Consider the following 13,875-nt stretch of genomic DNA (forward strand, 5'->3'; position numbering starts at 1 on the left):
CATGGCCGTCTATACAGACATTAACGAAATAGAGCTTGGCGCTTTTCTCGAACAATATGATATTGGCGCGCTGACATCCTATAAGGGCATCGCGGAAGGGGTGGAGAACACCAACTATCTTCTGCATACGACGACGGGCTCTTTTATTCTTACGCTTTATGAAAAGCGTGTTAATCGCGATGAACTGCCGTTTTTCCTCAACCTGATGGAGCATCTTTCAAGACGCGGCCTCGAATGCCCGCAGCCTGTTGTGCGTCGCGATGGCGTGACGATTGGGGAACTTGCAGGGCGTCCAGCGGCCATCGTCACCTTCCTTGAAGGCATGTGGATGCGTAAGCCGACCGTCACGCATTGCGAAGAGGTCGGTCGCGGACTGGCTGAAATGCATCTGGCAGGGGAAGATTTCAACATGCGCCGCCGCAATGGCCTGACGCTGCCCGATTGGCGCCCTTTGTGGGACCTGTCGAAAGCGCATGCTGACAGCGTTGAAGAGGGGTTGGTTTCCGAGGCAGAAGGTGATCTCGATTATCTTGAAAAGAACTGGCCTGAGCGACTGCCGGAAGGCGTCATTCATGCTGATCTCTTCCCGGATAATGTGTTCTTTCTTGGCGACAAGCTGTCGGGGTTTATTGATTTCTATTTCGCCTGCACGGACATTCTTGCTTATGATGTCGCCGTATGCCTGAACGCCTGGTGTTTCGAGAAGGATTTTTCCTTCAATCTCACCAAGGGTGCGGCGCTGCTGCGTGGCTATAATTCCGTTCGCCCACTTTCTGTTGCTGAAATTGATGCGCTGCCAGTGTTGGCACGCGGTGCTGCGGTTCGCTTCATGCTGACGCGTCTTTATGACTGGCTGACCGTACCTGATGGCAGTTTCGTGATGAAAAAAGACCCGATGGAGTATGTGCGCCGCATGCGCTTTCACCGTCAGATCACGTCTGCGAGCGAATACGGCCTTGAACTGGCAGGAGCCGCCACGTGAAGCATATTGAGGCTTACACCGACGGCGCTTGTTCCGGTAATCCTGGACCCGGTGGCTGGGGCGCAATTATTCGTTGGAACGGACATGTGAAAGAGTTGAAGGGCGGCGAGGCCGACACCACCAACAATCGCATGGAACTGATGGCAGCGATCTCTGTTCTCAATGCCTTGAAGGAGCCCTGCGAAGTCGATCTTTACACGGATAGTGTCTATGTTCGTGATGGTATTTCGGGCTGGATTGAAGGCTGGAAGCGCAATGGCTGGAAAACTGCTGCCAAGAAGCCGGTCAAAAATGCCGAGCTTTGGCAGGCGCTTGATGAGGCACGAAAACCACATAAAGTGACGTGGCACTGGGTTAAGGGCCATGCAGGCCACCCGGAGAACGAACGCGCCGATGAGCTGGCGCGCGCTGGCATGGAGCCATTCAAATATAATGGTTACAAGTCGCTTCAGGTGAAGTAAATCTCTCCAGAATATGGATATGAAAAAGCCGCGCTGTTTCCAGCGCGGCTTTTTTGTTTGTTTTGCAGCTTACTTCTTCAGAACGATTTCCGAAGGATCTTTCAGTCTTCCGGCCAGCGAGAATGCCAGCAGGGATGACACGAGCAATACGCCGCCAACGATGAACATTGGCATTTCATAAAGGCCGGTCGCGTCTTTTACGACACCGGTAATATACGGAGCTGCGAAGCCTGCAATATTGCCGATGGTGTTGATAAGCGCGATACCTGCTGCTGCTGCCGGACCGCTCAGGAAGCGCGATGGAATGGCCCAGAAGTTAGGCAGAGCCGAGAAGATCGCGCAGGCGGTGATCGTGATCATCAGGATCGTGGTTGCAGGCGATGGCATGAACAGAGCCGCTGGAATGGCGAAAGCGCCGACCAGTGCTGGAATGCCGATATGCCATGGACGCACACCGCGCTTTGCTGCATCGCGGCTCCAGAAATAGAGAGCAACGGCTGCTGGCAGATAAGGAATTGCGGTGATAAGACCCTTGTCGAACACGTCAAACTTCGTGTTGAACTCCTGCTCGAAGCCATTGATGATCGATGGCAGGAAGAAAGCCAGCGCATAAAGACCATAGACGAGGCCGAAATAGACAATCGACAGAAGCCATACGCGCTTGTCGAAGAGTGCCAGACCCGTCATGCGGCCATGCGCACTTTCCTTGACCTTTTCTTCCTGAGCCAATGCACCATTGAGCCAGTCGCGTTCTTCTTTGTTAAGCCATTTCGCATCATTTGGTGAATCTGGCAGATAGAAGAAAGTGATGATACCAACGACAATTGCAGGAACAGCAACACCGAAGAACATGATGCGCCAGCCTTCAAGGCCAAATGCGCCGTGCATATCGATCAGTACAGCTGCAATAGGTGCACCAATAACGATTGTCAGTGGCTGTGCAATGTAGAAGAGCGCGAGAATCTTGTTGCGGTGACGCGAAGGCACCCACATCGACAGGAACAGAATTGCGCCCGGGAAGAAGCCGGCTTCTGCAACACCCAGCAGGAAGCGAAGGATGTAAAGTTCAGTCGAGCTTGAAACCCATGTGAAAAGAAGGGCGACAATGCCCCATGTCACCATGATGCGGGCGAGCCACTTGCGAGCACCGAACTTGTGCAGGGCAAGGTTGCTTGGAATTTCAAGAATAATATAACCAACGAAGAAGATACCGGCGGCGAAGCCAAACTGTGCTGCCGTCAGCGCGAGATCATTGGTCATCCCGTTTGGTCCTGCAAAGGAAATTGCAGTACGATCCAGGAAGTTTATGAAGAACATCAGCGCGATGAAAGGAACCAGCCGTATCGATATTTTTGATATGGCCGATTTTTCAACGGCTGTCATTTCGTGAGATTTTTGCTGCATGGCAGATCCTCCCTGCTTGCATATTAACATAAGCGGAAGAAACACTATGAAAGCAAATCAAATGATATTGCCTATTCATGTGGCACTTACGCCTTTAAATAGGCAGATAGCTAATGATTGCGACATGCAGCCGCAATCGATTTATTAGCCTTTACCTGTGATATAATCTCACAGGTATACTCATGAGTAGAGAAGATTTAACCATGCGTCCATTGCCATCTTTGAATGCGCTTAAAGCCTTTGAGGCCGTTGCACGTCATCGCTCGATGACGCGTGCGGCCGACGAGCTTTTTGTCACGCATGGTGCGGTCAGTCGTCAGATCAGGGCGCTTGAAGATACGCTTGGGGTTCTGCTCCTCACACGCAATGCGCGGGTGAGCGATCCAACACCGGAGGGTGCGCGGTTGGCGGAAGGACTTGCCAGTGCATTTTCAATCATTGAAGCAAGCATTGAACGGGTGAAGCCGGGGCCGCTGACGCTGTCCTGTTCGTCGTCCATCATGATGGAATGGATCATTCCGCGTATTGGCCGCTTTCACGAGCGCTATCCGAATATCGAGCTGCAATTCAATATGAATTATGATCGTATTGATTTCATGCGTGACAAGATTGGCATTGCAATCCGCTCAAGCGTGATCGAGCCGCCAGCCGATGCAGTAATTCGCGATATGGGGCGTGAGGAGATTGGCCTCGTTTGTGCGCCGTCCTATCTCAAACATTGTCCGCTGATAGAGCCAAGCGATTTGGCACATGCTTCGGTGCTTGCAACGCAGACACGCCTTGAGGCTTTCAAAGACTGGCAGAAGGAAGCCAATGCCGATTTTCCGGCACCTGAGCCAAAATCGACCTTTCATCATTTTTATCTGCTGATACAGGCTGCATTGTGCGGGCTTGGCGTCGCGGTGGTGCCGCATATGCTGGTGGCCGAACATATCGCATCTGGCCGGCTTGTCGCGCCATTCGGATTTCGTCCGGGGCCGCGCCGGATGCTGCTATGGATTGCGCCACACAGGGCGGGGCAGCCGGATACGCTCGCGCTTGAAAAATGGCTGACACGCGAAATGCGCGCCCTGCCGGAAAAACAGGGCGCATCATAATTGGATTATCTTAGAGCTGTTCGATCAGTGTCGCAGCATTTGAAGTAACGGCCTGACCAGCCTGCTCCTCAATGTTGAGCGTCTTGACGACACCGTCTTCGACGATTGCCGAATAGCGTTTCGAGCGAATGCCGAGACCGCCAGCGGTCGCATCGAGTTCGAGACCGAGAGCTTTTGTAAACAGCGCCGAACCGTCAGCAAGATAAGTGATCTTGCCTTCGCCACCGGTGCTTTGTGCCCATGCGTTCATGACGAATGCGTCGTTGACTGCAACCACTGCAATATCATCCACACCTTTTGACAAAATGGTGTCACGGTTGTCGAGATAGCCGGGCAGGTGGTTGAGGCTGCAAGTGGGCGTGAAAGCGCCGGGAACCGCAAAAAGAACGACCTTTTTGCCTGCAAAGACTTCATCGGTCGTCACTTCCTTGACACCGTCTGCGGTCTTTACCTTGAAGGTAGCTGCGGGCAGCTTGTCACCAACTTTGATCGTCATTGTTTTCTCCTGAAAGTGAGCGTATGCCGTCAATGCCCACCTGTGTGAACGACTGAATTTCGATTTTCCAATGCGAAGCACCGGCGTGTCACTTAAGCCGATTACGGCTCTTTGGACAATTTCAAATTGTTGCTCGGTGAAGTTAATCGAGCCGTACCTGTCCGGAGACAGCTTTGCCGTTCTGCACCAGCGTATAATCAATCATGGCGCCTTGGCTGGCTTTGCCTTGTAGGGTTGCAATGAAACGCTTCTTATCCGGTATAGTCTCAGACAGGTTGAACTGCTCACTTCCCACAAAAAGCGCGGACGGGGCTTGGTTATCCGGCAAGGAAACCTCGAAAATCGCTTTGTTGCCTTCGCGCTTTGCAGCTTTGACGCCAAATTCTAGCGTAGCAGGTGATGGCAGCCGGTCAAAGGCCGTTTCAACAATCGTACTTGCAGCAATGGCTTGCGGTGATTGTTCTGCCATTTTTGTAGAGAGCGGAAAATCAAATTCGGCCTGCACGGGAATGCAGATATTATCGCAAACCCCAAGGAAGGCATTTCCCTTTAGCCGCTCTTGGCCGGGCTTTACGGAAAATGTCAGCGGCAGCGATACCGGATGTTTATAGCCGATGCCGCCCTCATCGCCGGCGCCGAAGCTCACTGGAGCGGGGAAGTCGATGCGCGCGCTGACACCCCCCTCAATATTGAGTTGCGGCGGCACACCAGCATCGCCCGGATTGCGCCAATAAGTTTTCCACCCCGGATTAAGATCGATCTGCAACGCTCCGCGCAACTCGCCGCTGGTGTTGGTTTCATCAAGCACGACACGCACCTTGCCGCCCGGTGTTTGCGTCCATTCGGACGTCGCAGCAAGCACAGGCGTTACAGCCGTCAGGATAAAGGAAATGATCAGAAAATCACGTAATCTCATGCGCTTAAACTGATCGAAAAAAATGTTTGGATCAAGGCTGGAAACGAGCGCGAAGAAATTTGCACGAATTTTATTGTCATTTGGCACAGTCTTGCTACCCTTTACCTATGACCATTCTAAGCAAGTCAAATCAGGAGCAGGGTTTCTTGAACGGGCAATTCCTGCTCGCTATGCCCGGAATGAACGACGAGCGCTTTGCGCGTTCCGTTGTCTATATCTGTGCGCATTCTGAAGAAGGCGCTATGGGTCTGATTATCAATCAGCTGCAGCCTGTGGGCTTTCCCGATCTTCTTCGGCAGATTGGCGTGATTGACGATGACGATCTGATTGTGCTGCCCGAACGCGCGCAGAATATGGTTGTGCGCAATGGTGGCCCCGTGGATCGCACACGCGGCTTCGTGCTGCACAGCGATGATTTCATGGTGGATTCGACATTGCCGGTCGCGGAAGATGTGTGTTTAACCGCAACAATCGACATATTGCGCGCTATTTATGGCGGGCGAGGTCCGGCGCAGGCTCTGATGACGTTGGGATATTCCGGCTGGGCGCCGGGGCAGCTTGATGCGGAATTTGCCGGAAATGGCTGGCTTGCATGTTCGGCGCCCATGGACATGCTTTTTGACAGCGATATTACCGGTAAATACGACCGGCTAATGGCTCATATGGGCATCGACATGACACGGCTCGTTTCCGAAGCCGGTCACGCCTGATCATAATCTTATAACTAAGCAGCAGTCGCTTCCTGCTGATCCTTGATCATGCGGGTTGCATCTTCGCGGCTTGATGGTTCGCCAAACATGAAGCTCTGCACATATTCGCAGCCCATCTGGCGCAGTTGCAGCGCATCACTTTCGCTGTCCACGCCTTCAGTGACGACCGCTAGTCCGAGGTCATGCGCCATGCTGACGATTGAGCGCAGCAGGGTTGTCTTTTGTGGCTGGTCGCCTTTGACGAAAGATCGGTCGATCTTGATAATGTCGAACGGGAAACGCGTCAGATAGGCCAGCGAAGAATAGCCTGTGCCAAAATCGTCAAGCGACAGGCCGACACCCATTGTTTTGAGACGTGCCAGCACATGTGCCGACTGTTCCGGGTTTTCCATCAGCACAGATTCGGTGAGTTCGAGCTTGAGGCTGCCGGGTGTTAAATGAATGCGCGAGAGAACTGAACGCATATCATTGATCAGATCTTGACGGATCAGCTGCGTGCTCGACAAATTGACCGAGACGAACAGGTCCAGCTTTGGAAACTGTTCCTGCCATGCAAACAAATCTTCTGCCGCGCGTTGAATGGCAAACAGACCCAGCTGCACAATCAGCCCAGAGCTTTCTGCAATCGGAATGAACTCCGATGGTGAAATACCGCCGCGACGGGGGTGCTCCCAGCGCATCAGGGCTTCAAAACCTGCAATAGTTCCTTCATCAAGCCGAACGATTGGCTGGTAGACGAGACTGATTTCATCGCGCTCAAGTGCGCGGCGCAAATCAGATTCCAATTGCAGCTTGTCACTGCCAATGGCGCGGAATGCCGGACGGAATGGCTCAATGCGATCACCGCCAAAACGCTTGGCCTGATGCATGGCAAGTTCAGCGTCTTTGACAAAGTCTTCTGCAGAAGCAGCTGTCTTCGTCCATGTAATCAAACCAACGGATGCCGTGAGAACAATCTCACGTTTGGCATAGGCAATGGGCGAACGCACAGCCTGACGCAGTGCTTCCGCGAAGGCTGCAATACGCCCCGGATCGCCTTCAGATGTGAGCAGCAATCCGAACTGGTCGGAAGACAGACGCGAAAGCGTATCCTGTGGTTGCATCAGACGCGACAGGCGTCGCGAAATGGTCAGCAGGATCGTATCTCCAGCAGACATGCCAAGACTGTCATTGACTTGCTTGAAACGGTCAATGTCTATGATGAAAACTGTGGGGTGTAATCTACTTTCACCACGAGCCATGTTCATCACATTGCTGAGGCGATCAAGGAAAAGCTCGCGATTTGGCAGGCCTGTCAAATTGTCATGCACGGCGTCATGCAAGAGGCGCTCTTCTGCCTTTTTCTGCTCTGTCACATTGACCAGCGTGCCGACGCAGCGAACGATTTCACCATCTGAACCAATCACAGGACGGGCGCGCAGCGCGTACCAATGATAATGGCCGTCATTGGCACGAAGTCTGAAAATCTGGCCGATGCGGCCGCGGCGGTTTTCGAGAATAGCGTCAAGCGTCGAACGGAAGCGATCACGATCATCGCCATGCATAACGGGCAGCCAGTTACGCACCGGGCCTTGCAGGGAACTAGCCGTATTGCCGAGATAGTTGGCAATATCAGGCGTGGTGACAACACGATCTCGCGGGACATCCCAATCCCAAACGATGTCGCCAGCACCGATTACCGCCAGTGCCTGACGTTCCATGTCTGAAAGCAGGCCCTGATGAAGAGCGCCACCAGAAAAGGCATGCTGCATGACGGTAAAACCAATGAGCAACACAATCAGCACAAGTCCGCCACCAAGTGCAGGCTGAATAATATCATTGTCGAGTTGGCCGGATACGGTCATCCATGCGCCAAGCAGCCATATAAGCGTCAGTAACCATGCGGGGATGAGCATCACCGCTCGATCATAGCCTTTGACCGCAAGATAACCGATGATGCAGATGCCGGATGCCACAGTGAGCGCCAGCGACATGCGCGCAATGCCGGAAGCAACCGGTGGATCGAACACCGCAACACCCGCCAGCGCGACCAGGCCAAGCACCCAGGTTACAGCGCCATAGCTGAAATGGTCGTGCCATCGGTTGAGATTGAGATAGGTGAAGAGAAAGATCACAAGTGAGGCGGCAAGGGCTACTTCTGTACCCGCTCGCCAGACCTGCTCGTTTCCGGGCGTGATCTCCATCAGCTTGTTCCAAAAGCCGAAATCCACGCAGATATAGGCCAGAACAGCCCATGCAAGTGCTGCTGTTGCAGGAAACAGCGATGTTCCCTTGACCACAAAAAGAATGGTCAGAAACAGTGCCAGAAGACCGGAAATTCCAAGCAGAATGCCGCGATAAAGCGTGTAGGAATTGACTGCATCCTTGTAGGCTTCCGGTTCCCAGAGATAGAGCTGCGGCAGATTATGCGACGATAATTCCGCAACGAAGGTTACAACGGTGCCGGGATTGAGCGTGATGCGAAAAACATCGGCGTCTTCACTGGGTTGACGGTCGAGCGCAAAGCCTTCGCTGGGGGTGATCGACGAAATACGTTGTGAGCCGAGATCGGGCCAGATTACGCCTGAACCAACCAGACGGAAATGCGGCGCAACGATCAGTCGATCAATCTGCTCATCGGTCGGATTGGCAATGGAAAAAGCGGCCCAGTCGCCTGATGCATTGGAATTGGGATCAGCCTGCACCTCAATGCGGCGCACAATGCCATCGGCACCGGGTGCAGTGGAAACCTGCACACTCTCTCCCTGATTTCGCAGCAACTCAACAGCGCGCGAAAGATCAAGAGCTGTGTCTTCCTTGGAGATTTTGATCGGTTCAACTGCAAAGGCATGAACCGCAGAACAGGTCACAATGACGATCAGCGCCACAAAACGTGTAAAAGCCGAAAAAAACCTGTCTGTCACACCATTCACGAGCGTTCAACCTTGCCATTGATCATGCGTAAATCGCTTTCTATCAGAGCAAACAACAGGTGATCCTGCCAGAAGCCGTTTATCTTGAGATAGGAGCGCAACAGTCCTTCTCTCTCAAATCCGGCTTTTTCGAGAAGCCGTATCGAACGAACGTTATGGGGAATACAGGCAGCTTCAATCCGGTGCAACCGTAGTTCCCCGAATGCGAAGGGGATAACCGTAGATAAGGCTTCGGTCATATAGCCATTGCCCGCCGATGAAACACCGCTCCAATAGCCGATCATGCCGTTTTGCCCAACGCCACGACGGATATTTCCGAGCGTTATTCCGCCAAGCAACCGATTGTCTTTGTTGTGAAAAATGAAAAAAGGATAGCCGGTTCCGTCCGACATTTCTTCCTGAACGCGACGCAACCGATAGCGGAATGCGCCTTTGGTCAAATCGTCATCCGCCCAGGTCGGCTCCCATGGTGTAAGAAAGGCACGGCTTTGCTCACGTACATTGGCCCAACTGGCAAAATCGCTCATCAACGGCTCGCGCAGATATATACGCGGCCCACGAAGAATTGTCGGATTGCTGCGCCGGAATGGCAGGCCGATCATGCGGGTTCCTGTGTTGATAAGGCAATAGATGAATGGGGCAACAGGGCAGCATTTCTATCTGCTTGACGAAAACCCCGCTCCATCTTTGCCGCTGCCTTAAACTGCAATCTTCCGCGTATGCGCGCTGGTTGAAAGAGCATCTGTGAGCCCTTCGAAGCTCATCAGACGTCCAACCGGACCCACGCCTGCTATCGTCGGCTTGCTGTCAAGGAACAGGCGTCCGGCAAGATCGCTGAGGCGTTCAGGTGTGATCTGAGACAGTCGATCCATTAGCTCGCTGTTTGGCACCGGACGGCCATAGAGCAGAAACTGACGGGCAATCTGACCGGCGCGGCTGGCGGCACTTTCCTGCGACATAAGCAGGCTCGCGCTATATTGTGCACGCGCACGGTTCACTTCCTCAATGCCGATGGAGTCTGATGCCTTATGCAATTCGTCGATGATAACTGGAAGCAATTCCACCAGTTCATCCTTGCCAGTGGCTGCATGAATGCCGAACAAGCCGGTGTCAGAGAAGCCCCAATGAAAAGCATAGACCGAATAGCAAAGGCCGCGCTTTTCACGCACTTCCTGAAACAGACGTGAGGACATACCACCGCCCAGGATCATCGACAGAAGCTGCGACGCATAGAAATCGCGGACATGATAGGCGCGGCCCTCAAAGCCGATCAGAACCTGCGCATCCAACAATTCGCGATTTTCGCGGAAGTCGCCGCCAACGTAAGTCGCAAGATCGAGTGTCGGGGCTGTGTTATGGGCGCGAAAGCCGCCGAGACGCTTTTCAACTTCTTTCACGAACGCATCGTGATCGACGCCACCTGCAGCCGTCACCACCATGCGGTCGGCGCTATATTGTTCGTCGATATATTGGCGCAAATCGTTGGATGTGAACGACATAACCGTGTCGGGTTCGCCCAGAATTGCGCGTCCGATTGGTTGATGGCGATAGGCAGTTTCGGTGAAGCGATCAAAGACGATGTCATCGGGCGTGTCATGTGCAGCGCCGATTTCCTGCATGATCACCTGCTTCTCGCGCTCAAGCTCTGCTTCATCAAATTTGGAGGCGGTCAGAATGTCCGCAAGAATATCGATGGCCAGAGGCATATCGTTGCGCAGCACACGCGCATAATAAGATGTGGTTTCAACACTTGTGGCAGCGTTAATCTCGCCACCGACATTTTCAATGTCCGACGCTATCTGCCAGGCGGTGCGCTTTTCCGTGCCCTTGAAAGCCATATGCTCAAGCAAATGGGCGATACCATGCCGATCCGCGGCTTCGTTTCTTGCGCCTGCTTTAACCCAGATACCCAGTGCAACACTTTCGATATGCGGCATGTTATCGGTTGCAATGGTCAGACCATTGGAAAGACGCGTTACTTCAACACCCATTATCAAACTGCTCCCTAATTCCCGTTCTTTTCTCTGGCAGAGTCCGCCCAATTTATGCCCGAGAATGACGGCGAACGTATTCTTCCACGATTTTCAGCTCGTTGTGAAGAACTGTGAAACTTTCTTTTCGTTGCATCAAGTCCGAAAGCCAAGCCGGAAGCTCTGGCGTAATGCCGCTAGCAGCCTTTACAGCATCAGGGAATTTGGCCGGATGTGCGGTGGCCAATACTACCATTGGTGTATTGCCGGACACTTTTTCGCGAGCGACCTTAACGGCAATTGCCGAATGCGGATCAAGCAGATAGCCGTCGTCGTTGAGAACGGATTTGATTATTTCCGCCGTTTCCTCAACGGTTGAACGCCCAGCCGAAAACTCGCTGCGAATAGCTGTCAGTGGCTTTTCAGAGATCGTGAAGCCACCTGACTGCTTCAGGCTTTCCATCAAACCGCGAACAGCGGCCGCATCACGGCCATGCGCTTCAAACAGCAAACGCTCGAAATTCGACGAAATCTGGATGTCCATCGAAGGCGAAGTTGTCTGTTCCACACCGCGCATTTCATAGGCACCATTCTCCAATGTGCGCGTAAGAATATCGTTGTCATTGGTGGCGATAATGAGCTGATCAATTGGCAGCCCCATTTTCTTGGCAACATAGCCTGCGAAAATATCGCCGAAATTGCCGGTCGGCACGGTGAAGGAGACTTTACGGTCGGGGGCGCCGAGGCTGAGTGCAGCGGTGAAATAATACACCACCTGCGACATGATACGGCCCCAGTTTATTGAGTTTACGCCGGAAAGCGAAATCGCATCACGGAATTCCAGATCGTTGAACATGGCCTTGACCAGATTTTGGCAGTCATCGAAATTGCCTTCGATGGATAGGGCATGCACATTGGAGAAGCCTGAACTGGTCATCTGTCGCTGCTGCACCGGCGATACACGGCCGTTCGGAAACAGGATGAAAATATCGGTGTTGTCGCGTCCGCCGAAAGCCTCAATCGCAGCCCCCCCGGTATCGCCGGAGGTCGCACCTACGATTGTCGCGCGTTCGCCGCGTTGGGCGAGCACATAGTCCATCATGCGTGCGAGCAACTGCATGGCGACGTCTTTGAAGGCAAGAGTCGGGCCATGAAACAGTTCAAGAATAAATTCGTTTGGACCCGTCTGAACCAGCGGGCAGACCGCGTCATGACGGAAGGAACCATATGCTTCGCGCACCATGCGCTCGAAATCAGCCTGCGGAATCTCGCCATTTATGAAGGGTGTCAGCACGGCCAGTGCGATATCCACATAGGATTTTCCACGCAGATTGCGAATTTGATCAGGCGTGAATTGCGGATATTCCTGCGGAAGATAGAGGCCACCATCACGGGCTAATCCGGCGAGCAAAGCATCGCTGAACCCCAGAACAGGTGCTTCGCCGCGTGTGCTGATATATTTCATTTCAAAGGCCTTCATTTAGGGTCGAGGCATATTTTAGCCGTTGAATGCAATAGAGCGTCCCTAAAAAAGCCGCAAGAATTAAAGTATCCTTTGGGGGTTGGGGTTGCTCTTCGCGCTAAAAAACGGGAAAACACCCTCACACTATGCATTTCATAATGGTATAGAACAGGTCGATCAGTGCAGGGAAGCCCGGTTTATGCAGAAACCAATACAGAATCGTTCATCGTTGTTACCAGTCTTTGCAACGGTTTTGCTCGCAGCGCTCGCAGGCTGCACGACGAGCGGCACGCAGAAATCAGCGGATGGATCGCTCGCGCAAGCCGATCAGCCACGCATTAAGGAATCGGAATTACGCGCTTTTTGCCCGACGGTTTCGCTGCGTGAAGGCACCGCTTATTTCAACACCTATGAAAAAGGTGGCGACAAAGATGCAAGCCGCGTCATTTATCAGGCCGCTTTGACCGATACGACGCGTTCCTGCCAGTATACTGACGGAACAATCAGCCTTGATGTTGCCGCAGCCGGCAAGGTCGTGCCCGGCCCGAAATACAAGAGTGGCAATATCACCATGCCGGTGCGTGTTGCGGTTCTTCAGGGCGATAAGGTGATTTATTCCAAGCTGCATAAGCAGACCGTGAATGTGACCAGCGGTGGCGCGGCACAGTTTGTCTTTAACGACAAAGGAATTTCGATCCCTTCGGAAAGTGCGCGCAGCGTGCAAATTTTTGTAGGCTTCGATGAAGGTCCATATAACACTAAGTAACCTGTTCTGAAGGTACGAATTGTTTGATTTTAAGCGGCTTATGATCCTGTCATGAGCCGCTTCTATTATATAGTATGCGTTCGCAATATTTAATATATGAAGATTTTATCGTTTTTATGGTGAGTTCGATTACATAACGGAATTATTGCTTTTATAAAAATAATATGCTGCGTATGCATTGCTTTTGATGTGAAATAACCTGTTCCAGAAATATAAAAATGCATTATAAAGGCATAGTTGTATTTTTGATTTTGTTCATTTTAATGTTTGGCAGGACGGTTTTTCTATGAGGTTTCAGCGCAGTTCGCTTCTGTCGCCTGTCCCTTTCGTCATCTGCATCATGTTGTTACTTGGTGCTTTCGCAGGAAAATGGGCGGGAGATCGTTTCCGCCTGCTTGATGAAGAAAATGACATGGACACCTATATGACGGTGCTCATGACGCAAGCCAACCGCATTGTGACCTCAGCGCGGGAGACACTAGATAAGGTCAATAGCTCGACCTATCCAATGTGTGGCGCTGAAGACAAGCAGTATATGCGTGAGCTTCTGTTCTCCGGCTATCATATCAAGGACATAGGTCGTCTTAAAAACGAAACATTACAATGTTCGACGCTTTTAAACGAGGTCAATGATTCACGTCCGAGAAGTAAGGAAGACGTCCTTCTAAGAGCCTGTTCCAAAATGTGTTGAGCGATTTC

The 13,875-nt window shown here is 52.3% G+C and carries 13 protein-coding genes; 6 read left to right on the top strand and 7 right to left on the bottom strand.

Features of this window, described 5'->3' with window-relative positions:
• The first annotated feature begins 1 nt into the window (after position 1).
• Complete coding sequence (locus CEV31_RS08160; protein ID WP_094506496.1) at positions 2 to 982, top strand: homoserine kinase; 981 nt, start codon at positions 2 to 4, stop codon at positions 980 to 982.
• Positions 979 to 1,443 carry a ribonuclease HI gene (gene rnhA / locus CEV31_RS08165; RefSeq protein ID WP_094506497.1) on the top strand — a complete coding sequence of 155 codons (465 nt, stop codon included), beginning with the start codon at positions 979 to 981 and terminating at the stop codon, positions 1,441 to 1,443. Before CEV31_RS08160 ends, rnhA begins: the two co-directional genes overlap by 4 nt.
• Positions 1,444 to 1,512: 69 nt before the next feature.
• Here rnhA and CEV31_RS08170 read toward each other — a convergent pair whose 3' ends face one another.
• On the bottom strand, positions 1,513 to 2,847 hold the full coding sequence (locus tag CEV31_RS08170; protein ID WP_094506498.1) for an MFS transporter: 1,335 nt from the start codon (positions 2,845 to 2,847) through the stop codon (positions 1,513 to 1,515).
• A 182-nt stretch (positions 2,848 to 3,029) separates the two neighbouring features.
• Here CEV31_RS08170 and CEV31_RS08175 point away from each other — a divergent pair, with 182 nt between their 5' ends.
• Positions 3,030 to 3,944: a LysR substrate-binding domain-containing protein gene (locus CEV31_RS08175; RefSeq protein WP_235818052.1), complete on the top strand. Its 915-nt coding sequence runs from the start codon at positions 3,030 to 3,032 to the stop codon at positions 3,942 to 3,944.
• Between the two features lie 10 nt (positions 3,945 to 3,954).
• Here CEV31_RS08175 and CEV31_RS08180 read toward each other — a convergent pair whose 3' ends face one another.
• Together CEV31_RS08180 and CEV31_RS08185 are read right to left on the bottom strand one after the other, a co-directional pair.
• Positions 3,955 to 4,440: a peroxiredoxin gene (locus CEV31_RS08180; protein ID WP_094506500.1), complete on the bottom strand. Its 486-nt coding sequence runs from the start codon at positions 4,438 to 4,440 to the stop codon at positions 3,955 to 3,957.
• A 142-nt stretch (positions 4,441 to 4,582) separates the two neighbouring features.
• Positions 4,583 to 5,356, bottom strand: a complete 774-nt coding sequence (locus CEV31_RS08185; protein WP_094506588.1) for a protein-disulfide reductase DsbD domain-containing protein — start codon at positions 5,354 to 5,356, stop codon at positions 4,583 to 4,585.
• A 107-nt stretch (positions 5,357 to 5,463) separates the two neighbouring features.
• Here CEV31_RS08185 and CEV31_RS08190 point away from each other — a divergent pair, with 107 nt between their 5' ends.
• Entirely contained in the window at positions 5,464 to 6,066 is a 603-nt protein-coding gene (locus tag CEV31_RS08190; protein WP_094506501.1) for a YqgE/AlgH family protein, read from the top strand.
• A gap of 14 nt (positions 6,067 to 6,080) precedes the next feature.
• Here CEV31_RS08190 and CEV31_RS08195 read toward each other — a convergent pair whose 3' ends face one another.
• The 4 genes from CEV31_RS08195 to thrC all read right to left on the bottom strand — a co-directional run bounded on the left by CEV31_RS08195 (position 6,081) and on the right by thrC (position 12,413).
• Positions 6,081 to 8,978: an EAL domain-containing protein gene (locus tag CEV31_RS08195; RefSeq protein WP_094506502.1), complete on the bottom strand. Its 2,898-nt coding sequence runs from the start codon at positions 8,976 to 8,978 to the stop codon at positions 6,081 to 6,083.
• On the bottom strand, positions 8,975 to 9,580 hold the full coding sequence (locus tag CEV31_RS08200; RefSeq protein ID WP_094506503.1) for a GNAT family N-acetyltransferase: 606 nt from the start codon (positions 9,578 to 9,580) through the stop codon (positions 8,975 to 8,977). Before CEV31_RS08200 ends, CEV31_RS08195 begins: the two co-directional genes overlap by 4 nt.
• A gap of 96 nt (positions 9,581 to 9,676) precedes the next feature.
• Positions 9,677 to 10,969: a M16 family metallopeptidase gene (locus tag CEV31_RS08205; protein WP_094506504.1), complete on the bottom strand. Its 1,293-nt coding sequence runs from the start codon at positions 10,967 to 10,969 to the stop codon at positions 9,677 to 9,679.
• A gap of 52 nt (positions 10,970 to 11,021) precedes the next feature.
• Positions 11,022 to 12,413: a threonine synthase gene (thrC, locus tag CEV31_RS08210; RefSeq protein WP_094506589.1), complete on the bottom strand. Its 1,392-nt coding sequence runs from the start codon at positions 12,411 to 12,413 to the stop codon at positions 11,022 to 11,024.
• Between the two features lie 196 nt (positions 12,414 to 12,609).
• Between thrC and CEV31_RS08215 the strand changes: the two genes are divergently transcribed.
• Both CEV31_RS08215 and CEV31_RS08220 read left to right on the top strand, forming a co-directional pair.
• Positions 12,610 to 13,176, top strand: a complete 567-nt coding sequence (locus CEV31_RS08215; RefSeq protein WP_094506505.1) for a hypothetical protein — start codon at positions 12,610 to 12,612, stop codon at positions 13,174 to 13,176.
• A 286-nt stretch (positions 13,177 to 13,462) separates the two neighbouring features.
• Complete coding sequence (locus tag CEV31_RS08220) at positions 13,463 to 13,867, top strand: CSS-motif domain-containing protein (RefSeq protein WP_094506506.1); 405 nt, start codon at positions 13,463 to 13,465, stop codon at positions 13,865 to 13,867.
• Positions 13,868 to 13,875 lie beyond the last annotated feature (8 nt).

This window comes from Brucella thiophenivorans (assembly GCF_002252445.1).
GTDB lineage: Bacteria > Pseudomonadota > Alphaproteobacteria > Rhizobiales > Rhizobiaceae > Brucella > Brucella thiophenivorans.

Bases quoted from the DNA above. Each gene is read 5' to 3' on its own strand.
- CEV31_RS08185 (WP_094506588.1), bottom strand. From the start codon at position 5,356: ATGAGATTACGTGATTTTCTGATCATTTCCTTTATCCTGACGGCTGTA.
- CEV31_RS08205 (WP_094506504.1), bottom strand. From the start codon at position 10,969: ATGGGTGTTGAAGTAACGCGTCTTTCCAATGGTCTGACCATTGCAACC.
- CEV31_RS08200 (WP_094506503.1), bottom strand. From the start codon at position 9,580: ATGATCGGCCTGCCATTCCGGCGCAGCAATCCGACAATTCTTCGTGGG.
- CEV31_RS08175 (WP_235818052.1), top strand. From the start codon at position 3,030: ATGAGTAGAGAAGATTTAACCATGCGTCCATTGCCATCTTTGAATGCG.
- CEV31_RS08180 (WP_094506500.1), bottom strand. From the start codon at position 4,440: ATGACGATCAAAGTTGGTGACAAGCTGCCCGCAGCTACCTTCAAGGTA.
- thrC (WP_094506589.1), bottom strand. From the start codon at position 12,413: ATGAAATATATCAGCACACGCGGCGAAGCACCTGTTCTGGGGTTCAGC.
- CEV31_RS08220 (WP_094506506.1), top strand. From the start codon at position 13,463: ATGAGGTTTCAGCGCAGTTCGCTTCTGTCGCCTGTCCCTTTCGTCATC.
- CEV31_RS08170 (WP_094506498.1), bottom strand. From the start codon at position 2,847: ATGCAGCAAAAATCTCACGAAATGACAGCCGTTGAAAAATCGGCCATA.
- CEV31_RS08215 (WP_094506505.1), top strand. From the start codon at position 12,610: ATGCAGAAACCAATACAGAATCGTTCATCGTTGTTACCAGTCTTTGCA.
- CEV31_RS08190 (WP_094506501.1), top strand. From the start codon at position 5,464: ATGACCATTCTAAGCAAGTCAAATCAGGAGCAGGGTTTCTTGAACGGG.
- CEV31_RS08160 (WP_094506496.1), top strand. From the start codon at position 2: ATGGCCGTCTATACAGACATTAACGAAATAGAGCTTGGCGCTTTTCTC.